The 26,111-nt window shown below is 55.1% G+C and carries 19 protein-coding genes; 17 read left to right on the top strand and 2 right to left on the bottom strand.

Annotation, left to right across the window (positions count from 1 at the left end; all coding sequences use genetic code 11):
• Window positions 1–390 precede the first annotated feature (390 nt).
• The 7 genes from NST23_RS24250 to NST23_RS24220 all read left to right on the top strand — a co-directional run bounded on the left by NST23_RS24250 (window position 391) and on the right by NST23_RS24220 (window position 6,913).
• On the top strand, window positions 391–972 hold the full coding sequence (locus NST23_RS24250) for a TetR/AcrR family transcriptional regulator (protein WP_173596639.1): 582 nt from the start codon (window positions 391–393) through the stop codon (window positions 970–972).
• Entirely contained in the window at window positions 969–1,340 is a 372-nt protein-coding gene (locus tag NST23_RS24245) for a DMT family transporter (protein WP_340964728.1), read from the top strand. Before NST23_RS24250 ends, NST23_RS24245 begins: the two co-directional genes overlap by 4 nt.
• A complete protein-coding gene (locus tag NST23_RS24240) occupies window positions 1,337–1,783 on the top strand; it encodes a YvaD family protein (RefSeq protein ID WP_340964726.1) in 447 nt (148 codons plus the stop codon). Before NST23_RS24245 ends, NST23_RS24240 begins: the two co-directional genes overlap by 4 nt.
• 283 nt (window positions 1,784–2,066) lie before the next feature.
• Window positions 2,067–2,918 carry an MIP/aquaporin family protein gene (locus NST23_RS24235; protein WP_122966392.1) on the top strand — a complete coding sequence of 284 codons (852 nt, stop codon included), beginning with the start codon at window positions 2,067–2,069 and terminating at the stop codon, window positions 2,916–2,918.
• A gap of 104 nt (window positions 2,919–3,022) precedes the next feature.
• Window positions 3,023–4,522 (top strand): glycerol kinase GlpK, encoded by a 1,500-nt coding sequence (glpK, locus tag NST23_RS24230; RefSeq protein ID WP_122966391.1) that lies wholly within the window; start codon window positions 3,023–3,025, stop codon window positions 4,520–4,522.
• A gap of 155 nt (window positions 4,523–4,677) precedes the next feature.
• Window positions 4,678–6,345 carry a glycerol-3-phosphate dehydrogenase/oxidase gene (locus tag NST23_RS24225; RefSeq protein ID WP_340964724.1) on the top strand — a complete coding sequence of 556 codons (1,668 nt, stop codon included), beginning with the start codon at window positions 4,678–4,680 and terminating at the stop codon, window positions 6,343–6,345.
• Window positions 6,346–6,358: 13 nt separating this feature from the next.
• Window positions 6,359–6,913, top strand: coding sequence for a glycerol-3-phosphate responsive antiterminator (locus NST23_RS24220; protein ID WP_274874387.1), 555 nt, complete (start codon window positions 6,359–6,361; stop codon window positions 6,911–6,913).
• A 489-nt stretch (window positions 6,914–7,402) separates the two neighbouring features.
• On the opposite strand, the gene pdxR is transcribed toward NST23_RS24220, so the two are convergent.
• Entirely contained in the window at window positions 7,403–8,839 is a 1,437-nt protein-coding gene (pdxR, locus tag NST23_RS24215) for a MocR-like pyridoxine biosynthesis transcription factor PdxR (protein ID WP_340964722.1), read from the bottom strand.
• 123 nt (window positions 8,840–8,962) lie between these two features.
• On the opposite strand from pdxR, the gene NST23_RS24210 reads away from it, so the two are divergent.
• From NST23_RS24210 to NST23_RS24170, 9 genes are all read left to right on the top strand, one after another.
• Window positions 8,963–9,940 carry a proline dehydrogenase family protein gene (locus NST23_RS24210; protein ID WP_340964720.1) on the top strand — a complete coding sequence of 326 codons (978 nt, stop codon included), beginning with the start codon at window positions 8,963–8,965 and terminating at the stop codon, window positions 9,938–9,940.
• Window positions 9,941–10,119: 179 nt separating this feature from the next.
• Entirely contained in the window at window positions 10,120–12,492 is a 2,373-nt protein-coding gene (locus tag NST23_RS24205; protein WP_217022181.1) for a DUF7408 domain-containing protein, read from the top strand.
• Complete coding sequence (locus NST23_RS24200) at window positions 12,489–13,415, top strand: ABC transporter ATP-binding protein (RefSeq protein ID WP_340964719.1); 927 nt, start codon at window positions 12,489–12,491, stop codon at window positions 13,413–13,415. The genes NST23_RS24205 and NST23_RS24200 overlap by 4 nt, the downstream gene beginning before the upstream one ends.
• Window positions 13,412–14,305: an ABC transporter permease gene (locus NST23_RS24195; RefSeq protein WP_122966383.1), complete on the top strand. Its 894-nt coding sequence runs from the start codon at window positions 13,412–13,414 to the stop codon at window positions 14,303–14,305. Before NST23_RS24200 ends, NST23_RS24195 begins: the two co-directional genes overlap by 4 nt.
• Window positions 14,306–14,308: 3 nt before the next feature.
• On the top strand, window positions 14,309–16,039 hold the full coding sequence (locus tag NST23_RS24190) for a hypothetical protein (protein ID WP_328140060.1): 1,731 nt from the start codon (window positions 14,309–14,311) through the stop codon (window positions 16,037–16,039).
• Between the two features lie 17 nt (window positions 16,040–16,056).
• On the top strand, window positions 16,057–17,040 hold the full coding sequence (locus NST23_RS24185) for an AAA family ATPase (RefSeq protein ID WP_122966381.1): 984 nt from the start codon (window positions 16,057–16,059) through the stop codon (window positions 17,038–17,040).
• Window positions 17,037–17,918 (top strand): DUF58 domain-containing protein, encoded by an 882-nt coding sequence (locus NST23_RS24180; protein ID WP_122966380.1) that lies wholly within the window; start codon window positions 17,037–17,039, stop codon window positions 17,916–17,918. The genes NST23_RS24185 and NST23_RS24180 overlap by 4 nt, the downstream gene beginning before the upstream one ends.
• Window positions 17,919–17,934: 16 nt before the next feature.
• Window positions 17,935–19,791, top strand: coding sequence for a vWA domain-containing protein (locus NST23_RS24175; RefSeq protein WP_274874382.1), 1,857 nt, complete (start codon window positions 17,935–17,937; stop codon window positions 19,789–19,791).
• On the top strand, window positions 19,781–22,645 hold the full coding sequence (locus NST23_RS24170) for a VWA domain-containing protein (RefSeq protein WP_340964717.1): 2,865 nt from the start codon (window positions 19,781–19,783) through the stop codon (window positions 22,643–22,645). The genes NST23_RS24175 and NST23_RS24170 overlap by 11 nt, the downstream gene beginning before the upstream one ends.
• Window positions 22,646–22,692: 47 nt before the next feature.
• On the opposite strand, the gene NST23_RS24165 is transcribed toward NST23_RS24170, so the two are convergent.
• The gene (locus NST23_RS24165) at window positions 22,693–24,948 is read right to left on the bottom strand and encodes a multicopper oxidase family protein (protein WP_340964714.1); all 2,256 of its coding nucleotides are present in this window, start codon (window positions 24,946–24,948) and stop codon (window positions 22,693–22,695) included.
• A gap of 246 nt (window positions 24,949–25,194) precedes the next feature.
• On the opposite strand from NST23_RS24165, the gene NST23_RS24160 reads away from it, so the two are divergent.
• The gene (locus NST23_RS24160) at window positions 25,195–25,974 is read left to right on the top strand and encodes a class I SAM-dependent methyltransferase (RefSeq protein WP_122966376.1); all 780 of its coding nucleotides are present in this window, start codon (window positions 25,195–25,197) and stop codon (window positions 25,972–25,974) included.
• The last annotated feature ends 137 nt before the right edge of the window (window positions 25,975–26,111 follow it).

The raw sequence follows: 26,111 nt of genomic DNA, 5'->3' as shown, positions 1-26,111 counted from the left end.
TCAATGGTCTCAATGTTTCTAAGGTAGTAACTTCTTTCGGATCAAAACCATACTCTCTAAGGAAGTTGATATGTTCCTAGGCTAATGGAGACATGTGTTTTAGTAAGCCTTCTCGTAAGACTCTTTACACTTAGCGGATCAGTTCAGACTTCTCTCGATCATTTGCTTAGTGTTCAAGCAATAGCTAGAGCGCATTTTCGTAGGAAATTTGGAATGTTTTTCTGTGACAGTTCATTTCGATCGGGAATTGCCGCTTTGTGCCAGGCGTGGTTTGGCGACAGCTGACAAGTTGACAACAAGGAAGCAGGCAAGTATGCTACTTGTTGTAGTCACAGGAAAATATAGAAAACAAAATATTTTCCTGAGTTTTCGAGAGGAGCTTTCCTGAACATGCAAGAGCGAATTTTACAATGCGCCCAGCAGGAAATCGAAACGAGAGGCATCCGTTTTACGATGGCCGATTTGGCTCGCCGGGCGGGAATCAGCACAAAGACGCTGTACGCAAGTTTTCCCTCCAAGGAAGCGCTCATCGAGAGGATCATTGCGGATAGCATCGAGGAATTGAAGGCCGAAGAAGACCGGATTTTGTACGATCCAAACCTCGGTTTGCAGGAAAAAATGCGCGAGCTGCTGGCTTTGGTGCCGGGCGGATTTTCCAGGACGGACTTGCGCGTCTGGTACGAGTTGAAGCGCTATTATCCTGCGCAGTGGCAAATGATTGAAGAGGTTTACCAAGAAGAGTGGGAGCATGTCCGCGTGCTTTTGGAGCAAGGCATCGAGGCAGGCGTGTTCCGCCGTGTGCAGCTGCCCATCTTGATTTTGATGTATACAGGTGCGCTCGAACAGTTGATTGACCAACAGTTGTCAGCCAGCTACCAGATGACAATCGCAGAAGCGTTGGACGCGATTATCGATATTTTGCTCGGCGGTGTGCTGGCTTCGTCAGCGGAGAAAGGGGATCAGGGAGAATGAGTTGGGTGTATTTGCTGCTGGCGATTTTGCTGGAGGTAGCGGGAACGACTTCCATGAAGCTGTCGGAAGGGCTGAGCAAGCCGGTTCCTACTGTGTTGATGTTTGTTTTTTACGTGCTGTGCTTTTCTTCGTTGAGCCTCGCGCTCAAAGAGATGGAGGTGGGCACTGCCTATGCGATCTGGTCCGGGCTGGGCACGGCGATTATTGCCCTGATCGGTGTCATCATCTTCAAGGATGCCTTTACCGTGAAAAAGATGGTGGCGGTCGGGTTGATTATTGCGGGCTGCGTCCTGCTGAATCTCGGTGACGGCGCACATGCCCAAGAGCCTGCAAAAGCGCAGCAGGACGGGGGATTGACGGCTAAATGAGCAGAGCGAAGCCCAAGCTGTTCTGGTTTTTCTGGCTGACGGATGTGGCTTTCATCGTCTACTGGGCGATTGTGTTTTTCGGGCTGTTGCCTGCGGAGTACATGTACCAGGATTATCGCGATCCGAACCTAGTGGCGTGGAACTTGTCCTTTTTTCCTCTGGATATGCTGGTTTCGCTCACGGGGTTCGCGAGCCTCTACAGCTACCGGAGGGGGAGCGACAACTGGAAGCCGCTCGCCATCGTTTCGCTCGTGCTCACATCGTGCTCCGGCTTGCAGGCGATCGCCTTTTGGGCGTTCAAGGCTGACTTCGACTGGTCGTGGTGGTTGCCGAACTTGTTTTTGCTGATCTATCCCCTGTTTTTTCTGCCGGGCTTTCTAAGGGCGGAAAGCGCGGGGCGAAAAGGCTGCAAGCCGCAGTGCGAAGCGCAAAGCCAGCCATGAACCAAAAAAGCTGCGATTGAAAAGAAAACGGATTCTTGACAGATTTTATATGTCCACTATATAGTAGGACATAAGTTAATAGTGCTGTGGAGATTGGGAGATCAGCTAATATTTGCAAAAAGAGGGCAGCGCCCTGCATTTTTGCGAGTATTGGCTTTTTTGTTTTCTCCATAAACGACGCAAAGGAGTTGGGCGAAATGTAAGCGCTTCGAAATCGGGTTGCCCGCGACGCGATGTGCAGTCTCTTGGAACAAGGTGTTTTCCAAATAAGGGGGTAAGGGACATGTCTGTTTACGTAGGAGAGTTGATCGGGACGATGATCCTGATCATTTTGGGGGCAGGTGTATGCGCCGGCCAAAGCTTGAAAAAGGCATACTCGCAAAATGGAGGCTGGATTGTCATCACGCTCGGCTGGGGTCTTGCAGTCGCATGCGGTGCTTACGCCGTAGGCAGCATTAGCGGCGCGCATCTCAATCCGGCGCTTACGATCGCACTGGCCAGCATCGGTCAATTTCCGTGGGAGCAGGTGCCGGGCTACGTCATCGCGCAACTGATCGGGGCATTTATGGGAGCGACTTTCGTCTGGATTTTTTACTACCCGCATTGGCGCGAAACAGATGACGCAGCAGCCAAATTGGGGATTTTTGCCACAGGTCCAGCGATTCCAAACACAGTAGCCAACTTGTTTAGCGAAATTTTAGGTACTTTCTTCCTCGTGCTTGGTCTTCTGGCGATTGGAGCGAATAAATTTGCAGAAGGATTGAATCCGTTTGTCGTCGGTTTCCTCATCGTGGCAATCGGCTTGTCTCTCGGCGGAACGACTGGTTACGCGATCAACCCTGCCCGCGACCTGGGGCCGCGCATCGCGCACGCCCTGCTGCCGATTCATGGCAAAGGTCATTCCAACTGGGGATATGCGTGGATTCCGGTTGTCGGTCCGATCATCGGAGCAGTGGGCGGCGCGTTCTTTTACAAATGGACGTTCACTGATCACAGCTTGACAGGGGTTGTAGGCTTGGCTGTATTTATGGTCATCGCCATAGCCGTAGGCGCTGCCAGCAAAAAATCGAATGCAGCAAGTGCGACTGGCAAAGAACGTCTGGTGACAGACCGGGCGCGTTCCCAATCGCATTGACGATATAGAAGTTTTCACCCATAAAAAAAGAAGCAGGGAAAATACCCTGCCTGTAGCTAAATAGAAAAGATCCGATGCTTCTATTATAAGGAGGAATAGCCGCTATGGACAACAAATATATGCTTTCGCTCGACCAAGGAACGACAAGCTCTCGCGCTATTTTATTCGATAAATCCGGTGCGATCATCGGGGTTGCCCAGAAAGAGTTCACGCAAATTTATCCGAAGCCGGGTTGGGTGGAGCACAACGCGGAGGAAATTTGGGAGTCGCAATTGGAAGTATTGAAAGCGGTATTGTTGGAAAATCACGTGAAGCCGGAGCAAATCGCGGGCATCGGGATCACGAACCAGCGGGAAACGACCGTTGTCTGGGATCGTCACACCGGAAAGCCGATCTACAATGCGATTGTTTGGCAGAGCAGACAGACCATCGATATTTGCAACCAGCTCAAGGAGCAAGGTTACGAGCAAACCGTGCGGGAAAAAACCGGACTGTTGATCGACGCGTATTTTTCCGGAACAAAAGTAGCGTGGATGCTCGAACACGTGGAAGGTGCGAGAGAAAAAGCAGAGCGCGGCGACCTGCTGTTCGGCACGATCGATACGTGGCTGATCTGGAAGCTGACAAACGGCAACGTGCACGTGACCGACTATTCCAATGCTTCGCGCACATTGATGTTCAACATTCACACGCTGGAGTGGGACGACGAGCTGCTCGCCATGCTGCACGTTCCGAAAGCGATGCTGCCGCGCGTCTGCCCATCCAGCGAGTTGTACGGATACACCGATGAAAAAGTGTTCCAGGTGCAGATTCCGATTGCCGGAATCGCGGGCGATCAGCAGGCTGCCTTGTTCGGGCAGGCGTGCTTCTCCGAGGGCGCTGCGAAAAATACGTACGGCACAGGTTGCTTTATGCTGATGAACACAGGCGAAAAGGCGGTTGCTTCGAAAAACGGGCTGTTGACGACGATTGCCTGGGGAGTAGACGGCAAAGTCGAGTATGCGCTGGAAGGCAGCATTTTCGTGGCGGGCGCGGCGATTCAATGGCTGCGCGACGGACTGAAGCTGATCGAAAAGTCATCCGACTCGGAAAAGCATGCAATGGCAGTAGACAGCACGGATGGAGTATACATGGTTCCGGCCTTCGTCGGTTTGGGAGCGCCTTACTGGGACATGGAGGCAAGAGGAGCGATCTTCGGTTTGACTCGCGGTACGACCGAGGATCATCTGATTCGCGCTGCCCTCGAATCGTTGGCGTATCAAACGCGTGACGTGCTGGAAGCGATGGAAGCCGATTCCGGGATCAAGCTGCAAAAGCTGGCTGTTGATGGCGGAGCGGTAGCCAACAACTTCCTGATGCAGTTCCAGTCCGATATTTTGGCGACAGAAGTAGAGCGCCCGCGCGTCAACGAGACGACTGCACTCGGTGCTGCTTACCTGGCGGGGCTTGCTGTCGGCTACTGGAACAGCAAGGAAGACATCGTGCACAACAAAGTCGTCGAGCGTTCGTTTGTGCCTGATCTGGCCGAGGAAAAACGCCAGGAGTTGTACGAGGGCTGGAAGCAGGCTGTCAAGGCGACGATGGGTTACAAGATTAGGCATTGATTTTTGCGCCAAAGAGGAATAGAGTAAAGATAAGTTAATCATTTGCTGTGGAGACCGTGGAGACAGCCAGTATCAAAAGGGCAATGGACAATGTCGTTGCTTCTTTTGGATATTGGCTGTTTTTTGTTTTTTCGTCAGAAAGGATGAGATCAACGATGAACGCTCAACGAAAATTGTCATCATTTACGCGTCAGGCATGTCTGGAAGAAATGGCGAGCAAGCGCCTCGATCTTTTAATCATCGGAGGAGGCGTCACCGGAGCGGGGATTGCCCTTGACGCCGCTTCGCGCGGACTTACCGTAGGACTGGTAGAAAAGCAAGACTTTGCCGCAGGTACGAGCAGTCGTTCGACCAAGCTTGTCCACGGAGGATTGCGTTACTTGAAGCAGGGCGATGTGCAGCTCGTGCGCGAGGTGGGCAGAGAGCGCGCCATTTTGTATCGCAATGCTCCGCACATCGTCATTCCGGAAAAAATGATCTTGCCGATCGTGGAAAAAGGGACGTACGGCAAGCTGGCTACGTCCGTCGGCTTGTACATTTACGACGTGTTGGCGGGCGTCGAGCGCAAAGAGCGCCGCATCATGCTGAACAAACAGCGGACGATGGAAGCAGAACCGCTTTTGCGCACGGATATTTTAAAAGGCGGCGGACTGTACTTCGAATACCGCACCGACGATGCCCGTCTGACGGTCGAAGTCATGAAGACAGCGCGCGCGCACGGGGCTTTGTGCACAAACTACACGGAGGCAACCGAGTTTATTTACGAGAACGGCAAAGTGACAGGCGTTCGTGCGAAAGATTTGCTGTCCGGCAGCGAATACGAGCTGTACGCGAAAAAAATCGTCAACGCCGCAGGCCCATGGGTCGATCAACTCAGGGAAAAAGACCGTTCCTTGTACGGCAAAAGACTGCACCTGACCAAAGGCGTCCACCTCGTTGTTCCGTACAACCGACTGCCGCTCAAACAATCCGTTTACTTCGATGTCTCGGACGGACGCATGCTGTTTGCGATTCCAAGGAATAACAGCACGTATATCGGCACGACAGACACGAACTACCAGGGAGTGCTGGAGCGCCCGACGGTGACGCGTGAAGATATGGAGTACGTGCTTCGCGCCGCCAACGAAATGTTCCCGACTGCCAAACTGACCGAGCAGGATGTCAGCTCCAGCTGGGCAGGGCTGCGACCGCTGATTCACGAGGATGGCAAATCGCCTTCCGAGCTGTCGCGCAAGGACGAGATTTTTTATTCGAATAGCGGGCTGATTACGATTGCGGGCGGCAAGCTGACCGGATTCCGCAAGATGGCAGAGCGCATCGTGGACGTAGTCGCCAAACAGTTGACGGCAGAAGAAGGAAGATCGTTCAAGCCGTGCCAAACGGACACAATCGTGCTGTCGGGCGGCGAGTTCGCCTCCGGGAAAATGATCCCTGCCTATGTGAAAAAGCAAGCAGAGCGGGTGCGCGATTTTGGCATCTCGGAAGAGCAAATTCGCGTTCTTGTAGGAAAGTTCGGCAGCAATAGCGAAAAAATAGTAACGGCGTGTCTTGAATACATTGCCAACAACGAAACACAGTCGGCGGCGGAAGCGCTGCTTTTGGCTGAGCTGCACTACGCACTGGAAGAAGAAATGGTCATGACTGTCAGCGACTTTTTGATCCGTCGCACAGGCCGACTGTTTTTTGAACGCGATTCATTGGAAAGCATATACCCGATGGTGGCCGACGAGCTGGCCAACAAGCTGCATGCGGACGCAGAGCAAAAAGACCGGGACTTGAAAGCTTTTGCCGAGGAATACCATCTAGCCAAAACATTTCAATAGGGGTGACTCCTGATTGGCCAACCAGATTAATCAGCCTATTCTTCCGGCTGCCCGAACACTGAAAGAATTTGACGAGCTGATGGAGACGTGCTACGAACGCATTATTTTGCTGAACGCCCATGTGGCGCAAGTAAAGCCTTTGGGCAAGCGGGCGAGAGCGTTTGGAAAAAAACTGCTCATTCACGCCGACCTCATCGACGGATTGAAGTCGGATGAGTATGCGATGGAATTTCTTGCGCAGGAAGTGCAGCCTGACGGAATCATCACGACGAGAAACAGTGTGGTTTTGGCCGCGAAGAAAAAAGGGCTGATTTCCATCCAGCGTCTTTTCCTGATCGATACGATGGCATTGGACAGCAGCCTTACGCAGCTGGAGCGGACGAAACCGGATTACGTGGAAGTGCTGCCGGGGATCATCCCGCATTTGATCGAGGAGATCATGGAGCGGACCCGTATCCCGATCATCGCAGGTGGCTTCATCCGTACGAAGGAAGACGTGGATCGGGCTTTGCAGGCAGGTGCGACCTCTGTCACTACCTCCCGCAGAGAGCTGTGGGCAAAATCATAGGATAACAAGGGCGAATCCAGCAAAAAGCCGGACATTCCAAGCGGGGAATGTTCCGGTTTTTTGCCTTTTGGCGCGACAGACGTCTTAGGCATGCAGCTGGGAAAGGTAGTAGAAAACATAGGTAGATACCTGATTTTTCCTCTGGGAAAGATAGTTGTCTATGCGGCTTTATCTCCTCTGGCATATATACATATAGTCATCCAAAAACAAGAGGAAAGAAGGCGACAGCATGAATTATCAAAGTTCGCAATGGCAGTCCTCGTATTCTTCTTCGACTGGGCAATCTTCCTATTATCCATGGCAGCGGGATGGTCAACGCCCTCCTGGCTGGGATCATCGCGGCGGAGGAAGCTCGCAAGGCTGGAACCGCAGACGCAGATGTCCTGACCGTTGCCGCAACTGTCCGCCCCAATGCTGCGGCCGTCGTCATTGGTAATTTCTCTCTTAAAAAGAGCCAATCTTCCACATTAGCGGGAGATTGGCTTCTTTTCAATGCGGGGCTGCATGGCTTGGTCCGTTGCAGGTCAACGGCTGGAGAATGATTCCCATTCTGCGGACACCTTCTTCTATGCCGTCCTCGGAAACATTGCCGTACCCAATCACAATCTTGTCTTCATGTCTGCCTTTCCCAATCGCATGTTCCTCCACAGGGTAGACGCGCACGCCAGCAGCTTCCAGTGCAGTCAAGACATCCGATGTAAAAGAGATGCCGTCAAAAGCAGCGACGATGTGCAGCCCGGCAGCTTCTCCCCAGATGGTGGCGCGATCGGCAAACGTGCGGCGCAGCGCCTCTATCAGGCATTGGCGCCGTTTTTTGTACAGCTTTTTCATTTTGCTGATGTACTTTTCCAGATGGCCTTCCTCGATGAAGCGGCCGAGAGCGAGCTGTTCGAGCGAAGGCGTGTGCAGGTCGGACAGCCATTTGGCTTTGTGATACCGCTCGACCAATGTTTCCGGCAGGACAAGGTAGCCGAGGCGCAGGCCAGGCGACAATATTTTGCTGAAGGAGCCGATGTAGATTACCCGCTCGGGGGCCAACCCCTGGATCGAGCTGATGGGCGGGCTCTCATAGCGAAATTCGCTGTCGTAATCGTCCTCGACGATGTAGCAATCGACTGAGCGCGCGTATTGGATCAGCTGGATTCGCCGCTGGATCGTCAGCATAGTGCCGAGCGGAAACTGGTGGGATGGCGTCACAAAGGCGAAGCTGGGTCTGCTGCCAGCGAGTGGCGAAGGCAGACTGTGCATGTTCATGCCGTACTCGTCAACGGGAACCGGACAAAGTCTGGCTCCTGTCGAGGTGAAGATCGACTGGATATCCTGGGTGATCGGGTCTTCGATGAGCACGCAGCTTTCGCGGTTCAGCAAAACTTTGGCAATCAAAGTAAGCGCCTGAGTCGCGCCGGAGGTCATGACGATTTGCTCAGGAGCGCATTGCACGCCGCGCGTCCGGTACAGATAGCGGCTCAGTACATCGCGCAGCTCAGCGCGTCCCTCGGGCCGATTGTAGCCGAAAGCCGACAAGGGGGCATCGTGGCACACCTGTTGTACGGTTTTGCCCCACAAGCTGCGGGGAAATTGTTCGAGCGCAGGCACGCCTGAACGAAAATCAATGAGGTGCTCCGGCTGATCGCCTGCCGAGGGGAGCGGTCGTTCCTGTCCGCGAGCGAACTGCTCCAAATAAATGCCTGCGGCGACAAAATAGCCCGAGCCTTGTCTGCTTTCGATATATCCTTCAGCGAAAAGCTGGTCGTAGGCTTCGATCGCGACATTTCGGGAAATGCGCAGCTCTTGCGCCATTTTTCGGGTGGAAGGCAGCTTGAAGCCGGCTGCCCAGTCGCCGCGCAATATTTTGTCGCGAAATTCTGTATAAATTTGCCGGGTCAAAGGAATCGGCTTGTCCCGATCGATGGGCACCCATAGCATGGCGAATGCGCCTCCTTTCCAACTGGTCCTGTCCAAACAGGCCCAAACTGGATCTGATCGTCTCCAGCTTATCATGTTAGGGTGAGGGAAGAGAAGATTGCCCAGTCAAAGGAGAGAGTGCATGTGAACAACCAGGAAAAGCAGACTGCCCACGTATTGAAAACAATCGCCCGGGATGAGAGCATCAAGCAATTTGTCCAAAGCACCCCCCAGTTGTACAAGCTGCTTTTATCCGCCGCGAAGCGCTATGTTACAGGCGAGACTCGTGAAGAAGCGATGCATGTTGCCGCCAGATTAAAGCAGTGGGGCTATCAGACATCCATCGAGTACATCGGGGAAAATACGCTGGACGAAGCAACGGCACAGCTTGCCAAGCGGGAATTTTTGCAGGTAGCGAAAGACTGTTCCCGGCTGGACACCGCTGCCAACATTTCGTTTGATCTCTCGCATCTGGGGCTGTTGATTCAGCCGAAGACCGCGCTGGAACACGTAAAGGAAATGGCGGAATGCGCCAAAGCGCACGGGCAGTATTTGATGATCAGCATGGAGGAGTCGGAGAAAACCGAGGCGATTTTGCAAATGTACGAGCGCCTGACAGAGCGCCACGCTAACGTAGGCATCACGCTTCAGGCCCATCTGCACCGCTCCGTGGACGATCTCAAGCGACTGCTGCATCTGCCGGGAAAAATTCGCCTGGTCAAAGGAGCGTTCCAGGAGCCGCAACAACTGGCGCTGCCGAGGTCGCCGGAGCTGAACGAGCGGTATTTGCAACTGGCTGAGCGGTGCGTGGAGGCTGGTCACGACTGCGCATTGGCAACGCATGACCAGGCGATTGTGGCTGCCCTCTGTGAACGAGGTTACTTGCAGCGGCCGAATGTGGAGCTGGAACTGCTCTACGGCGTGCGGCCCGAATTGGCCCGCGAGCTGCGCAAAAAGGGGCTGCCCGTGCGGGTGTATTTGACGTATGGAACCGAGTGGTACTTGTACTTGTGCCACAGGCTTGCCGAGCATCCGGCGCATGTGCATCAGGCAATCGCGGACATGTTCGATCCGACCCGGATTCGCGATTCCGAGTACGACACAACCAGAGTCGAAGCATGAGACGAAAAGCTGCCTCCTTTCCGTGCGGGGCAGCTTATTGCATACACTCCACCTGCGATGAAGGCCAATCGTTCCCCTTTGCAAAATTAACTGTAGCTTTTTTCCCGTCAATCGCGTCTTAATTTGTATGAAAAAGACGAATAGACTGCAAACGAATTGACCATGGAGGTATTGAGGGAATGAAAATGGTGAAGGGCAAGCGATGGCTGCTTTCCATGTTCGCGCTCCTGTTGCTGCTGGTGTTGGGACCTGTGCACCAAGGGGCGGTCGCTCTGGCAGAGGGCACGATCCAGCTGAGGGTGAGCGCAGGGATCGATGGCGCGTACAAGGAAGCAGGGCAAGTGCCGATTGTGGTGACTGTAACAAATGGAGGCGCTGATACGGAAGGCAACCTGATGGTAGCGACGGGGAACAGAGGGAACAATCAGTATTCCGCCGCCTATTACCAGCCAGTGTCGATTGCCAAAGGCGTGACCAAGCAAGTAACGATCATGGTGCCTGGTTCAGAGCTGTACAACAGTACGTATGTAGCCATGATGGTAAACGACAAGATCGTAGCGCAAGCGCCCTTGAATGGTCAAAGCTACAGTAACGATATGGTAATGATCGGGGTACTGGGGCAAAACGCAGATACCGCGAATTTCCTCTCGGCGCTGCCGCGGGACACGTTTCCGAATCCGGCGAAAGCAGTGCCGATGAAGCCGGAGAATGTTCCGACTTCTGGCGTGCAGCTGCAAATGCTCAACATGCTGATCCTGAACAATTTTGCCCTGGATTCGTTGAATGAGCAGCAAATTCAGGCGATACGCGACTGGACAAAAGCCGGGGGCAAGCTCGTTCTGGCAGGTGGTGCCCAGTACAAGAAAACCGCAGGAGCGCTCGCTGACCTCTCTCCTGTGGAAGTGACCGGGACTACGAGCGTGAAGTCGCTGTCCAACTTGAAGACGGATAAAACGAAGCCCGTTGAGCTGACGGCTCCGTTTACGGTCAGCAACGGTACAGTAAAAGCCGGGAAAGTGCTGTACAGCGAGGGAACAATCCCGCTGTTTGTCGTACATAACGTAGGGGAGGGCAAAGTGCTGTACGCAGCCTACGATCTGGCGGAGGAGCCTGTCGCCAGTTGGGCCGGGAACAGCCGCTTCTGGTCTGACCTTTTAATCAAAGCGTTTGGTTCCTCGCTCGGCGACTTCAAGTCGTCTTCGCTTGACGGCATTTGGCCGCTGCGCGAAGCATCAGATATGAATCCGGACCTGAAAATTCCGGAAGTAAGCTGGTTTGCCCTGTTGTTCGGGATATATGCCCTGATTGCCGGACCTATTTTGTTTTTCATTTTGCGGGCATGGCGCAAACAAAGCTACATGTGGGGCATCGTGCCAGCTTTGGCGATTCTCACGGGGATCGGGATTTTCTCGTTTGGCGCTTTGCAGCGTGGTACGGGCGTCCTCGTCCATCAAGTGAGCTTCGTCCAGCTGCAAAACGATGGACAGGCAAAAGTAAACGGGCTTACCTCCTTTTTTGTGCCAAGAAACGGTGAGTATCGCCTGACTGTAAAAGGGCAAGGACAAGCCCAACCGCTTGCAGATCGGGAGCGGACAGATGTGATTCCTAAAATCTGGACTTCCACCCAGGCGGATCAAACGGATATTCAGTTCCGCGACGTAGAATTTTGGTCGACGCGCAAAGTGGCGACAGAGCATACGATTTCCGATGCAGGCAGCTTTGAGTCGAACTTGTCTTACAAAGAAGGAGCCTTAACAGGAACGGTTACGAACAAGACCAAGTTTGCCCTGCGCGATTTGACGATTTTTTCCGGTAACCAAGTGCAGGAAATTAGCGAGCTGGCACCTGGAGCAAGCATTGAAGTCAATCTGCCGTTCCAGCCAGCAGCCCAGGCGAGATGGAGCAATCGTCAATCGTACGCTACGACGGCGCTGCCTGCGCATCTGCGCTCCATTCAAACAGAGCAGACGCGTGAGCAAGTCATGATCGAAATGCTGGAAATGACTGATCGCAGAAACAATCAGAACGAAATCGTGAGAATCGCAGGCTGGACCAATCAGTCGGTTGTCGATGCTGTCGTGCAAAACGAAAACACCAAGCTGGAGAGCCTTACACTAATTACTTCCGAACTGAAGGTGCAGCCTTCCAAAGACGGACATGTCTACTATCCGACAGGTACATTCGATGTCACGATGTCGGGCAGCTCCGTTCCGGTTGGCGATGAAGGGGACGGCTACCGCTTGCCGGCAGGAGACATTACCTTTGACTTCAATCTGAGTCAGGAAAACAAGAAGCTGAAGATCACAAACGTGTATTTGTACACCTGGTCGGATGACAACACGCCATTTTCCAAGGAAGTGTACAACTGGAAGGCAAAAGCTTACGAGCCGTTTGAAAAAGCGTTCAACAACACCGTCATGTCAGGCGACAAGGCTGCCCTGTACGTGTCGGCAGACGGCATGATGCGCATCAAGTTTGCCCATCAGCTGCCTGATGAACGCCATATCGGCATTCCGAATGTGAGCGTGGAAGGGAAGGTGAGCCAGCAGTGATCCAAATTCGCAATTTGCAAAAGAGCTACGGGAAAATGCAGGCGTTGAAGGGCCTGACAATGGACATTGAAAAGGGCACGGTTTTCGGTTTCGTCGGCCCGAATGGGGCAGGAAAATCTACGACCATGTCCATTCTGGCTACCTTGCTTGCCCCTACGAGCGGCAAAGCGTACGTGGGCGGCTACGAGGTGACGAGTCACCCGAAGGAAGTCCGCAAACTGATCGGCTACATGCCGGACTTTTTCGGCGTCTACGACAACTTGACGGCAGAGGAGTACCTGGACTTTTACGGTGCGAACTACGATATTCCGGCTGCGGAAAGAAAACAGATCATTCCACAACTGCTCGATCTGGTCAATCTCAGCCACAAGCGCGACGCGTACGTTGATTCGTTGTCGCGGGGGATGAAGCAGCGGCTTGGGCTGGCCCGCTCCCTGGTGCACAACCCGGAAGTGCTGATTCTCGACGAGCCCGCCTCCGGTTTGGACCCGCGGGCGCGGATCGAGCTGCGCGAGATTTTGAAGGAACTGCGCGATATGGGGAAGACGATCATCATCAGCTCGCACATTTTGCCTGAGCTGGCAGAGATGTGCGATGTCATTGGGGTGATTGAAGAAGGGAATCTCGTCGCATTTGGACGAGTCGATGAGATTTACGCGAAAATGCAGGAGCAGCGCGTGCTGCGCATTCGCTTGACTGGCCAGCTTGAGGAAGCGATGACGCAGTTGCGTGAAATGCCTGTGATCACGAGCGTAACGCGCGAAGGAAGCTGGGTTGTCGCCGGGTTTGCCGGAAACGACGAGCAGCAGGTGGAGCTGTTGCGGGAACTGACGACAGCTGGTTATCCGGTGGCAGCCTTCAACGAAGCGGTGGGCGATCTGGAAGACATCTTTTTGGAAATTACGACAGGGGTGGGCTCATGAACGTCCTGAGAAGATTGCGCAACCCTGTGTTATTCAACGAATGGAAATTGCGGATGCGGACGAACCGCGCCCCGTGGATCATTTTGTTTTACTTGCTGGTGTTGGGAACTATGACGTTGCTCGCCATCTTTTTCATGACGAATGGCGGCAGCTACTACAAGCCTGGCGAGACGCGGGAGCTGTTCATGATGCTGTCGATCTTTCAACTCGGCATGATCGGCTTTCTCGTTCCGGGTCTGACCGCCGGGGTAATCTCGGGAGAGCGCGAACGGCAGACGCTGAGCATCCTGCTGACGACAAACATAAGCGCCACGAGGCTGATTTTGGGAAAATGGCTGGCTTCGCTCAGCTTCATGATGTTTCTCGTGTTCGCCACCATCCCGCTGTATGCGATTGTCTTTTTGTATGGCGGGGTGTCTCCGCTGCAACTGATCAAAGTGTTCGGCTTCTACGTCGTTACCATGCTGGTAGTCGGCAGCATCGGCGTACTTATATCGACCTTGATCAAACGGACGGGAATTGCCACGGTCGTCAGTTATGCAGTCGTATTCGGTGTGGCGATCGGCACAAGCGTGCTGGCGGAAATTATTCGCCAGTTCATCCGTTATCAAAATCGGATGAATCAGGTGACTTCTCCGCCGAACTCCATCTGGCCCGATCTGTTGCACAGCATCAACCCGGTGTTTGCCATGCTGAACATTTTTGAAGAAGGGCCTGTCCAGGATTTGAGCAGCTTCACCAACGCCCAGAGCTTTTGGGCGAATGTCGATCCATTTTGGAATTACTGCCTGTTTTATGGGGGATTGACTGTTGTTTGCCTGTTGCTTGCGATTTACTTCATCCAGCCTGTGCGCGGACGGAAGCGCAAGGCGTCAGCCGGGGAGCAGTAAGCCATGTTTACCGCGAAACCGGACAATGAGCTGAAGTCGCTGCTGAAGCCAGTGCGCAGAAAGCTGCAAAACCAGGTACTGATCCAACAAATCACGTTGTACGGCTTGTGGGGGGCGGGGGGAAGCGGACTGCTTCTCCTCGCTGCCCGTTTTTGGCCGATCCCGTATTACGCCTGGCTGGCGGTAGCCATGTTTCCTCTAGGGCTGGCGATTGGCTGGATGAGCACGAGGTGGCGACAAACGACTTGGCAAAAGAGTGCGCAGGCGGCAGACGGCAACGGGCTTGCCCAGCGCGTGGAAACGGCGTGGGAGCATCGCGAAAGCACCTCCTCCGTCGCGGTCATGCAGCGGGAAGATGCGCTGCGGCATTTGCGCAAAAACTTGCCGGACATCATCGAGAGCATTCGCGTTTGGGCCGGGCTGAAAAACAGGTTGTTCGTCACAGGCGGTTTGCTTTTGCTGTGCTTGCTGCTCCTGGTTTGGCCCAATCCGCAAGATGTGCGGCTTCTTCAGATGGAGCAGGCAAAACAGGCAATCGCCAAGGTGGAAAAAGAAATCGAGGAAATCAAGGCGAAAACGAAAGCAAATGAAGGGTTGAGCGAGGCTCAGAAGAAACAGCTGGAAGAGATGCTGGAGCAAGCGAAGAAGAGCATCGCCAAAGCAGACGATCCCGCCGGACGGCTCAACGCGCTGCGGGCGGCAGAAAAGCAGCTGGAAAAGCTGCGGGCAGCGGAGCAGAACAAGACAGCATCGCTGCAAAGCTTGCAACGCAGTCTCGGCAGCCAGAAGTCGACAAAATCAGTGGCCGACGCATTGGCCAAAAGCGATCGCGAAGCATTGAAAACGGCGCTTGCCGAGATGGCAAAAGAGCTGGAAAAGATGAAAGAACAGGAGCGGGCTGATCTGGCCCGGGAACTGGAAAAAGCCGCAGAACAGTTGAAAAAGGACGCGGAATCCGCCAATGCGCAAGAGCTGGCGGATACGGCCAACCAGTTGGCACAGGCCGCCAAGGAAATCGCAGCCGGGCAAGACCCGGAAGCGATGAAGGCGCTGGAAAACAGCCTGCTGCAAGCGATGGGAGCAACCGAGCAGTCCCAGCAGGCGATGCTCGCGGCCTCCCAGGCGGCAGCTTCGCTCACTCAGTCGCAGATGACGCTGGCAAGCGCCGCAGCTGCCGGAAGCAATAACGGGGCGAGTGGAACCGGAGCAGGCCAGGCAGTCCCTGCGTCGACTACCCCGGGAAACAACCAGGCAGCAACGGGCAGCGGAGCGTCAGCCAATGCGAACGCTGCGGCCAATCAGACGAATCAGGCGAATCCGCCTGCAAACGGCAACACAGGAGCAGGTCAAGGCAACGGCTCAGGAAAAGGTGCCGGGAACGGCGCGGGCAATGGTTCGGGAAATGGCGCCGGAGCAGGCGCAGGCGGCGGAAGCGGAAACGGTCAAGGGCCGGGAGGCGGACTGGGCGCAGGAAAGCACGAGCTGGTCACGATTCCGACCAGCCGCATCGGCGGGGAAAATGGCCCTTCCGAAACGGTAGGCGGCCCTTTGGGAGCAGGTCCTTCCCAGTCGCAGCAAAACAGCCAGACACAGGTGACCTCCGGCGGAACGCTGCCGTATGAGGAAGTGTACGGCCAGTACGAGCAGTTCGCCCGCGAGAGCATGGAAAAAGGCACGATTCCCGGCGACTATCAAGATATCGTCAAAGACTATTTCAGCAAAATTGAGCCTTAGAAAAGGAGGGCGCGGCTATGGCACAGCAAACGCTAGAAGATTGCTTGCAGCGAGTAGAGCTAGTCAGACAAGAGATCGGAAAAGTATTGGTGGGACAAAAAGACGTCGTCGAGCAACTTTTGTGGGCGGTGTTCGCGGGAGGCCATGCTCTTTTGGAGGGCGTACCCGGTCTGGGGAAGACGCTGCTCGTGAAAACTTTGTCGCAAGCTTTTGAACTGTCTTTTCAACGCATCCAGTTCACTCCTGATTTGATGCCGACTGATATTACAGGGACAAACATTCTTCTCGTGGACGAGACGGGGCAGCAGTCGTTCCAGTTCCAGCACGGACCGATTTTTGCCCATGTCGTACTCGCCGATGAAATCAACCGGGCAACACCGAAGACGCAGAGCGCGCTGCTTGAGGCCATGCAGGAGCGCACGGTTTCCGCAGGGGGCGTCACTCGACCGCTGCCTGCGCCGTTCTTCGTTTTGGCGACACAAAACCCGCTGGAGCAAGAAGGGACTTATCCGCTGCCCGAGGCCCAGATGGACCGCTTTTTGCTGAAAATCGACGTGCCGTACCCGACAGCTGACGAACTGAAGGCAATCGTACAGCGCACGACGACCGGGCAAGCGATTCCGGTAGAAAAGGTGGCATCCGGCGAGCAAATCGGGCAAATTCAGCAGGCCGCCCGCGACATTTTGGTGGCAGATGCGGTGCTGGACTATGCTGTCAACTTGCTGCTTGCCACTCACCCTGGCGAGCGGGCTGTTGCTTCTGTCAATCAGTACGTGCGAAACGGGGCAGGGCCGCGCGGGGTGCAGGCAATCGTCTCCCTGGCAAAAGTGCGGGCGCTGCTTTCCGGGCGTTACAATCTCGCCTACGAGGACGTGGAAGCGGTAGCTTTGCCAGCCCTTCGCCATCGCATTTTCCTCAATTTTGAAGGCGAGGCGAGCGGAGTGCGGGCCGATCAGATCATCCGCGATATTTTGGACGCGCTGTCGGGGCAGAAAGCATGAGTCAGCACCTGCTTGACCCGGCATGGCTTGCCAGACTGGAACGGATGCAGCTTGCCATCAGGAAAGCCGTCAGCGGCAGCCATGCGGGAAAGAGACGGGCCAGACAGCTGGGCAGCTCGATGGAGTTTGCCGACTTCCGGGCGTACGTGCCGGGAGACGACTTGCGCCAGCTGGATTGGAATGCGTATGCGCGCTCCGGCAAGCTGTTTTTGAAAAAGTATTTGGATGAAACCGAGCTTCACGTGAGCTTGTATATCGATTGCAGCCGCTCCATGGGCTACGGGCAGCCGAGCAAGCTGTCGCGCTCGGTGCAGATTGCCGCGGCTTTGGGGTACTTGTCGCTGTGCCACCTCGATCACGTATCCGTCTACGCATTCGATCACCGCATCGTAGCGTCCTTGCAAGGGTTGCAGGGCAAAGGTCAGGCGCATCGGCTGCTTTCCTTTTTATCGGCGATCGGGGAAGGCGGCCCGGGGGATTTGCATGGCGCACTCCGCCAGCCTGGAGCAGTTCGCGGCAAAGCAGGTATTTCGATCGTGCTTTCCGATTTTTTGTTCCCGGACGGCTACGCGGAAGGGCTGGCCTACTTGCAGGCGGCGCGGCAAGAGGTGACGCTTGTGCAGGTACTTTCCCAGGAGGAACGGCAGCCGGATTACGCAGGCGAGCTGCGGTTGATCGACGCCGAGACCGGACAGGCAAAAGAAGCATCGATGACTGCCTTGTTGCTGGCCGAGTACGCGAAAAGCTTGCGCGATTTTCGCCAGGAGCTGGCTGCTTTTGCCTACGGAAGAGGCATCGCTTACACAGAGATCGAAGCGGAGCAATCGCTGGAATCGGTCGTCTTTCACGTATTTCGGCAGGCGGGCATGATTCGCTAGAGAGGAGAGAGACTTCATGCAGTGGATGGGACTTTCCAGCATCTGGTTTGCACTGATCATCCCGGCCATCATCGTCCTCTACCTGCTCAAAAGAAAAGTAGAGGATCGCGTCGTGCCGAGCACGCTGCTTTGGCAGCGAACGTTGCAAAACTGGGAAGCGGTGCGGCCATGGGAAAAGCTGCGGCGCAACTTGCTATTGTTCCTGCAACTGCTGGCGGCATGCTTGCTCGTTCTGGCACTGACCAGACCAGCCATGCCAACGGAAGGGATCACGGCTGACCACACCGTGCTTGTCGTCGATACATCAGGCAGCATGCTGGCAAAAGAGGGAGAAGAGACGAGGCTGTCACGGGCCGTCTCCGAAGCGAAGGCGCTGGTCGAGAAGCTCGGCAGCGCTCAGACGATGACCGTGATTGCCGCCGGGAGCGAGCCGAATGTGCTGGTGTCCAAAAGCGCCGACAAAACCGAGCTGACAGCGGCGCTGCAAAAGCTGACAGCCAACATGGGAACGTCTGACCCGCTGTCTGCGCTGTCGCTGGCGGGAGCGATCGCGGCGAATGAACCGGGAAGCGGCGTCATCTGGATCGGGGATGGCAATGTGGAGCGAAAGCTGGCGACCCAGTCATTGTCCGCCTCGTCCGCAAGCTTTCGCTTCATGCAGATGGGGAGAACGCGTGAAAATGCGGCGATTGCCGCCTTTGTGACACAGGCCGGGCCAAACGGTGTCGAAGCCCTTTTGCGCATCGATAACCATGGCAGCGCCCAGTCGCGAGGAACCGTCACGATTTTTGATGACAAAGGCAAGCTGCTGGACACGAACCAGTTTGCCATCGAGACAGCACGTTCCGGGACGTTTTCGTTCACAGAGCTGCCTGTCTCGACTGCCTATCGCGCTGTCATTGCGCCGGAGCAGGACGGCTTGCCGCAAGACAATGAAATCTGGAGCGTGCCATTTGCGGCGAGCAAAGGAAAAGCCGTGCTGTACACTCCGGCGGGCAATCGCTTTTTGCATCAGGTCATGCAGACCGTTGGCAGCCTGGAGGTGGAAACCGTCCAGAACGCTCCCGGGCCGAATGCCGAGGCGCGCGATTTGTGGGTGTTCGACGGCGAAGTGCCGGACAAGCTGCCGCAGGGCAATATTTTGCTGATCGCGCCAGACAGGAAAACGGATTGGCTGCCGCTTGCAGGCGAGCAGGAGCTGGAGCAGGGACCGCAAGCCGTCTCCGCAGATGATCCGATGCTCAAATACGTGGATTGGCGCGAGGTGCATATTGCCAAAGCGGCGGTTTTAGGCGAAATGCCCGGGATGAAGACACTCGTGCGAGCCGGTGACGCGGATTTGGTCAAGGCTGGCGTGATCGACGGCAGGCGCATCGTCGTGTTCGCTTTTGACTTGCACGATTCTGATTTTCCGTTGCGCCCGGCTTTTCCCATTTTCATGCAAAATGTTGTGAACTGGCTGTCGCCAGCGCAAACGGCACCCATCGCCACCAGTCATCCGGGAGAGAGCCTGAGCATTCCGCTCACGCCGGGGGCAGCGGAGAGAAGCTTGACGTATCCCGATGGTCAGCAGCAAGCGATCAAGGCAAACGGAACGGTCTTGACGATACAGGTGCCGGAGCAGATCGGCTTGTACAAACTGGACGAGACATTGGACGCGGGAGCTGTGAGCAAGTATTTTTCCGTGCGCCTGAGTGAGAGTGAGTCGGATATTACGCCGAAAACGCTCAGTGTTGCCAGTTCGCAGGCTGGACAAGGCGAAGCAGAGCAGCAAAGGGCGGGCACAGGCACGCGGGAGTTGACGTACTGGCTGGCAGCGCTTGTGCTCTTGGTTTTGCTTGTGGAATGGAGGGTGTACCAACGTGGGTATTAACTTTACACAGCCGTGGCTTTTGCTGCTTTTGTTGCCTGCTGCCTACCTCGTGATCCAATGGTGGCAAAAGCAAAAGCAGATGCCCGCAAGCAGAAAAACCGTTATTGCCACCCTTCGTTTCGTCTTGTTCGCGCTGCTCATTTTCGCGTTGGCAGGGACGCAGCTGCTCACGCCTGTTCAAGCCAAGACGGTTGTTTTTGTCGTGGACCGTTCAGCCTCGATGAAGGACGATCAGCGGGTGCTCTCGTTTTTGCGAGACGCTATCGGGCAAAAGCGTGCGGAAGACAAGTATGCAGTCGTTGCCGTCGGAGCTGACGCCGCTGTCGACCAGCCGTTGACATCGCGCGAAGAGCTTGCGCCGCTGGGAGTCGAAGTGAACCGCAACGCGACGAATCTGGAAGAAGGAATACGGCTTGCGGCGGCGATGATTGGGAGCAACACGAGAGGCAAAGTCGTGCTGCTCACCGATGGGATCGCGACGAACGGCGATGCTTCCCGGCAAACGAAGCTGGCGCAAGAACGCGGCATCAGCGTAGAGGCTGTGTCCTTGCAGCAGCCGCAAGGAGATGAAGTCGTTCTCTCGTCTGTGCAAGTTCCGCAAAGGTTGTACGCCGGAGAAGAGTATGCGATCACAGTCGATGTGGAGAGTTCGCTTGCCACAGAAGCGACGCTGCGGTTGTACGAAGGCAACCGAGCAGCTGGTCAGCAAACGGTGCAAATCGATAAAGGAAAAAACCGCTTTGTCTTTTCGCAAAAAGCGATGGAGCAAGGCTTTCACCGTTATCGGGTGGAAATCGAGCCTCGCCAGGATACCGTTCAGGCGAACAATCAGGCAACGGCTTATACCCAAGTAGCCAGAGCGCCTGTCGTCCTCGTGCTGGAAGGACATCCGGGCGCGGCGAAAAATCTCGTGCAGGCGCTCCGGGCAGGCGGGATGCAGGTCGAACAGCGCGAGCTTGCGCTTTTGCCCAAGGAGCTTGCGGGCTACAAGCAATACGCGACGATCGTGTTGTCCGATGTGTCCGCTACCCAAATGAGTGACGCTGACATGGAGCGCATGAGGACAGCGGTGCGCGACCTGGGGCTGGGGCTGATTATGACCGGAGGAAGCGAGAGCTTCGGAATGGGCGGCTGGTTCCAGACGCCGATCGAAGAAGCGCTTCCGGTGCATATGGATTTGCGCGGAAAACAACAGCTTCCTTCTCTCGGGCTGGAACTGGTGATCGACAAATCCGGCAGCATGAGCTCAGATGCCAGAGGTGTCGATAAAATGGAGCTGGCGAAGGAAGCCGCGATTCGGGCTACGACCATGATGAATCAGCAAGATTCCATCGGAGTCATCGCGTTTGACGGTGATCCGTGGGAAGTGGTTGCCCCGCAGACCGTCGCCAACAAAGAAGAGATTCACCAGCAAATCGGCCGCATTCGCGCCGATGGCGGAACAGATATTTACCCCGCGCTGCAGCTGGCGTACGATCGGGTGAAACAGATGAATACGCAGCGCAAGCACGTGATTTTGCTGACGGATGGACAGTCAGGCATGCAGGATGACTACCAGGGGCTATTGCAGCAAATGACCTCCGAAAATATTACGGTGTCGACAGTCGCGGTGGGAGATGATGCGGATCATACGCTTTTGGAAATGATCGCGAAAACAGGCAATGGCCGCTATTACTTTGCCAATGACGCCGAATCGATTCCGAAAATTTTCAGCAAGGAGACGGCACTGGCCAGCCGGACATTCATCGTCGAAAAGCCGCAAATTCCCGAAGTGACAGGAGCCGGCATGTGGCCGAGCTTGCAGCAGGCATTGCCGCCGCTAAGGGCGTATGTGGCGACAACAGCCAAACAGACAGCGGAGACGTCACTGATGAGTATGGATGACGACCCGATTTTGACCCGCTGGCAGTACGGGCTGGGACGCGCTGTTGTCTGGACGAGCGATCTCGAAGGCAAATGGGCGCCTGACTGGGTGAGTTGGGGTGGCACTGGCCGTCTGTGGAATGAGGTAGTCGCCTGGACATTCCCGCAAATCGCGGAAGGAAAGTGGAAAGCGCGGACAAGCCTGGACGGAGCTGCGGGCAGTGTAAAAGTGACGATGCCTGCCGGGGCAAGCTTGCCGCAAGAGCTGGAGGCGGTTGTCCTCAACGAGAAAATGCAGCGGGAGATCATCAAGCTCAAACCGATTGCCCCAGGGGTTATGGAAGGCAAGTTCGAGACGGCAGACCCCGGCACGTACATGATCCAGATATCCGAAAAGAGTCAGGGACGCGTACTCGCGAGTCAAACGACAGGACTGACCGTATCTTACTCTCCCGAATACGGAATGTCGCGGGATGGAGAAACAGAGCTGCGCACCTGGCTGCTCGCAGGTGGCGGCAAACAGATCAGCGAACCGCAGGAAGTCTACGGCGGTCCGTTTCCCGCCAAGTGGGACACGCAATCCATCGGGGAGTGGCTGTTGATGCTTGCGGCATTGCTTTTGCCAGTAGATATTGCGGCGCGCCGCTTGCAACTGCCCGATCAATGGTGGACAAGGCTCGCGGGCCTGTGGCGCCGATCAGCATCGGCTGCAACAGCCGGGTCGCAGCCGCAGCAAACGGTATGGACGCAGCTGTCAGACAGACGTTCCGCGACCCAGCGTTCGCGTTCAGACGCCCCGGCGCACATTCGCAAAGACAGTGATTTGACTGCTTTCCAAGCAAAAGGCACAGCCAAGACCGTGCAGGAACCGTTGAAAAACAGACCAGCAGCGGTATCGGGACAACAGCCGTCGTCCCGCGAGGAACAGCAAGATTCGGATGATACGCTCAACAGGCTGCTCGCGGCGAAAAAGCGGCGAAGCAAACCGTGAGCAGCGAAAAAGCAGCCCGGTACATGACCAGGCTGCTTTTTCTTCTATTATTCGGGATGATTGCGGGTAGCGCGACCTGCTTCGTAGGGAGTGGTTACTCCTTCGTACAAAAGATGCATGCTCATGCCAAGTGCGGCGTGATCCTGATTGTGGCAATGGTCCATCCAAAGGCCGGGATTGTCAGCGCGAAAGGCGACTTCGTACGTCTCGCCCGGCGCTACATTCAGCGTGTCCGTCCACCAGGGACTTCCTGTAGTCTGTCTGCCGTTGCGTGTGAGGACGAGCATGTGATGACCGTGAAGATGCATCGGGTGATCCATGAAGCTGCGGTTGACGAAAGTCATTTTCACCAGGTCGCCCTCCTGGACGAGCATCATCGGCGTGTCGGGAAACACCTCGCCGTTTATCGTCCACAGACCGTCGATGCGGCCATCGTACATCCCGAAGGCGACATCAAACAGCAGAACGTATTCGCGATCGTACGATGTGGCGAGATCAAACGGCAAAGGCAGCGGAGCGCCGTAGCGAGCAGGATCGAACAGCGGCAAGTCTGCTTGCAGGTTCGGCAAGGCATCGCCTCCGTTCGGGCTGAGCAGCAATCCTTTGCCGCGGTTTTTGCCTTGGGTCGCTTGTGTGAACAAGACGGGGCGATTCGGCATGGTAAAGGAGACGTCATATCTCCCTCCGGCAGCAAGCTTTAGCGCTTGGTTGGCAAGCAAATTCGGCTCGTTGACTTCGTTTCCGTCAATGGCGCTCACTTGAAAAGAAGTGCCGAGGAGCTGATAAGTGACGGGCAGGTTTTCTGCGTTGATGAAACGAAGTCTTACAGGAGTACCAGGGGCAACCGTTTGCTTGGCAAGCGTGTCTGCGCCATTCAGCGTCGGTCCCTCTCCTTTTGGTTTGTGATGAATGAGGGCAAGATCGCGGATGGCAGGCTCTGACCGAGATGCATTTGCATTGGCAGCAGGCTCAATCACCATAGCGCCAAAAAGCCCTTTTCGCACCTGGACAGAGGCTTGCTGATGCGAGTGGTACCAAAAGGTTCCGGCTTGCTCGGCGCGAAAGCGGTAGACGTGCTTTTCGCCAGGAAGTACAGCGTCCTGTGTCGCTCCGGCTACGCCATCTTCGGCGTTGGGAACGTTCAGACCGTGCCAGTGAATGGTGACGCCATCAGCGATATCTTTGTTTTCCAGGACGATCTCAACCAGCTCGCCTTGCTTGAGCCGCAGCTCTGGCCCGGGGTATTGCCCGTTAAAGGTCCAAGCTTCCAGCGTATTTCCGGAAGGCAGCCGAATCGTCGCTTTTTGCGCCGTCAATGCGAATTTTCGATCTGCCGTGCCCGCACGCGGCCCGGTCAAGTCCGCTACGCTGACCGTTTTGGCATTCGACGAGGGCGCAGTGCCGCTGTCCGGCGCATGACTAGCGTGCGAATGGTGGGCAAGTTGCTTTGTGCTTAGTCCAGTATCGACGTTCGTATGACTGGTCATGTTGAACTGTTCCGGAAGCAGGCTGGCTTGAAGGGCCTGACTGCCAAACGCGACAAGTCCGGTGGACAGGACCATGAATACACCCGTTGCCCGCAAAAAACGAAAAAGCGGCGCAGGGCGCTTCCATTCTCCGGGGTGGGAGCAACGCTGCTGCTGCCATGATTGAACGATCCAGAGCGCTGAGGTGGCAGCCACCATTACCACCCAGGCGACGAGCAGCGTGGATGGCTCCAGCGTGACAGCAGGGAAGGTAAGCTGCAGGCAGCAGGCTGTGACACTGCCCAGAACGGCAAGCTGCAAGGGAACGATCAGCTCAGGCGCCGAAATCATTTTTCGGAGATGTTCATCCACCCGCTCATGATCTGTAGTGTAAAAAGGGTCTGCTTGCCGCAAAAGACTCATGTCTGCTGAAGCAACCTCTTGCGCAATCAGAGACATGTCGGGATTATCGACAATATAAGATGGCTTGTTGCTGCATCTGCCCAGCTTTGCTGCCAGGTCCAGCAAGCGGGGAAGCGAGAAAAAAAGCACGCAAATAACAGGGACAGTGATCAGCGGGAGAAAGCCGATTGTTTTGTCCTTTATGTAAAGCCAACCGAATGATTGAAAATACGCCCAGGTCAAAAGCAGTTGTCCGGCGAATACAGACAGCGATATCCAGACAAACAGCAGAGTCAAGCGGGTCTTTCTTGCAAGCGCTCGTTTGGTTGGCTGATAGACGAGCGTATGGGCGATAAGGGCCGGGATGAGTGTCGTGAGGACCAGAACGAGAAACAAGCCTTGGTGGGTTCCGGCGAGCACCGCAAAATCTGCCATAAATAATTCCTCCCGTGAACAGTTCCATTCTTACATGATAGAGAGCATCGCTGATCAGCCAAACGTACTGGGGCAGTATTTTCCCTCCGTCTCGGGACGGATACATGTGAGTGAAAGGAGTGCAGAAGGCATGTCTTTTGACTTTTTCGAGACATAACAACGCTCGGAATGCTGTCGTTCTCCACCTGGATCATCGTCATCCAGCCAATTCGAGGCAAACGACAGAAACAGGAGGAGACATCAATCATGGAACAAAGAACAGCATGGGAGATTTTCAAGCGAGAGGTAGAAGCGCCATTTGCCGGATGGAATTTTCAGCGGCTCACCCAGACAGGGAGAATGCAGGAAGCTCCGCTGACCTGGAATTATGCGAGTATCGTCAAAGCTCTGATGAACGGGATTGACTCGATGCTCGATATGGGAACAGGCGGGGGAGAACTGCTCGCTTCCTTGCAGCCGCATCCGGCGAGAACGTTTGCGACAGAAGGATACCAGCCCAACGTAGGAGTAGCCCGGGCCAATCTTGCGCCACTGGGCATCGAGGTGGTCGAGGCGGACGGAGAAGATGTGCTGCCATTCGCGGATCGCACTTTTGATCTGATCATCAATCGTCATGAATCGTATTTGCCGAGTGAGCTGTCGCGCTTGCTGAAACCGACCGGGACGTTCGTAACCCAGCAGGTCGGCGGGCAGGACAACCTGGAGTTGAACCGTTTGCTCGGAGCGCCGATCCCATCCGATTATTTGCACTGGAATCTGGCTTTTGCAGCTGCCGAGCTACAGGACGCAGGCTTTGTCATTTTGCAGCAAAAAGAGGAAATGAGCTTCACCCGTTTCTATGACGTCGGGGCAATCGTCTACTATTTGAAGGCGATCGAATGGCAGATTCGCGACTTCGCGGTAGAGCAATACGCGGAAGCGCTGCTTGCTTTGCAAAAGAAAATGGAGCCGATCGGCTATGTGGATATTCCTAACCATCGTTTCATGATTTTGGCAAAATTAGGGTCATATTCAGTTAATAAATAGGCTCCTTTTTGTCGATAAGACAAATAGGGAGTTCAGTACAAAAGCGCCCTTTGGGGCGTTTTTTGTTTGAAGAAACTTCTGTGGGGGAATTATCGATCTATTAATCTATCGTACAGAGAAAAGGGGAAGTGAGAAAG

Origin of the sequence: Brevibacillus sp. FSL K6-0770, from assembly GCF_038000275.1 — a bacterium.
Lineage (GTDB): Bacteria > Bacillota > Bacilli > Brevibacillales > Brevibacillaceae > Brevibacillus > Brevibacillus parabrevis.
Note: the sequence above shows the minus strand (reverse complement) of the source record. Positions and strands in the feature narration are given on the sequence as shown.

What these genes read in the sequence shown, in the direction of transcription:
- NST23_RS24175 (WP_274874382.1), top strand. Translation starts at nt 17,935, where the DNA reads ATGCAGTGGATGGGACTTTCCAGCATCTGGTTTGCACTGATCATCCCG.
- pdxR (WP_340964722.1), bottom strand. Translation starts at nt 8,839, where the DNA reads ATGCTATGGGTGCCCATCGATCGGGACAAGCCGATTCCTTTGACCCGG.
- NST23_RS24160 (WP_122966376.1), top strand. Translation starts at nt 25,195, where the DNA reads ATGGAACAAAGAACAGCATGGGAGATTTTCAAGCGAGAGGTAGAAGCG.
- NST23_RS24165 (WP_340964714.1), bottom strand. Translation starts at nt 24,948, where the DNA reads ATGGCAGATTTTGCGGTGCTCGCCGGAACCCACCAAGGCTTGTTTCTC.
- glpK (WP_122966391.1), top strand. Translation starts at nt 3,023, where the DNA reads ATGGACAACAAATATATGCTTTCGCTCGACCAAGGAACGACAAGCTCT.
- NST23_RS24190 (WP_328140060.1), top strand. Translation starts at nt 14,309, where the DNA reads ATGTTTACCGCGAAACCGGACAATGAGCTGAAGTCGCTGCTGAAGCCA.
- NST23_RS24240 (WP_340964726.1), top strand. Translation starts at nt 1,337, where the DNA reads ATGAGCAGAGCGAAGCCCAAGCTGTTCTGGTTTTTCTGGCTGACGGAT.
- NST23_RS24195 (WP_122966383.1), top strand. Translation starts at nt 13,412, where the DNA reads ATGAACGTCCTGAGAAGATTGCGCAACCCTGTGTTATTCAACGAATGG.
- NST23_RS24185 (WP_122966381.1), top strand. Translation starts at nt 16,057, where the DNA reads ATGGCACAGCAAACGCTAGAAGATTGCTTGCAGCGAGTAGAGCTAGTC.
- NST23_RS24205 (WP_217022181.1), top strand. Translation starts at nt 10,120, where the DNA reads ATGAAAATGGTGAAGGGCAAGCGATGGCTGCTTTCCATGTTCGCGCTC.
- NST23_RS24250 (WP_173596639.1), top strand. Translation starts at nt 391, where the DNA reads ATGCAAGAGCGAATTTTACAATGCGCCCAGCAGGAAATCGAAACGAGA.
- NST23_RS24245 (WP_340964728.1), top strand. Translation starts at nt 969, where the DNA reads ATGAGTTGGGTGTATTTGCTGCTGGCGATTTTGCTGGAGGTAGCGGGA.
- NST23_RS24180 (WP_122966380.1), top strand. Translation starts at nt 17,037, where the DNA reads ATGAGTCAGCACCTGCTTGACCCGGCATGGCTTGCCAGACTGGAACGG.
- NST23_RS24235 (WP_122966392.1), top strand. Translation starts at nt 2,067, where the DNA reads ATGTCTGTTTACGTAGGAGAGTTGATCGGGACGATGATCCTGATCATT.
- NST23_RS24225 (WP_340964724.1), top strand. Translation starts at nt 4,678, where the DNA reads ATGAACGCTCAACGAAAATTGTCATCATTTACGCGTCAGGCATGTCTG.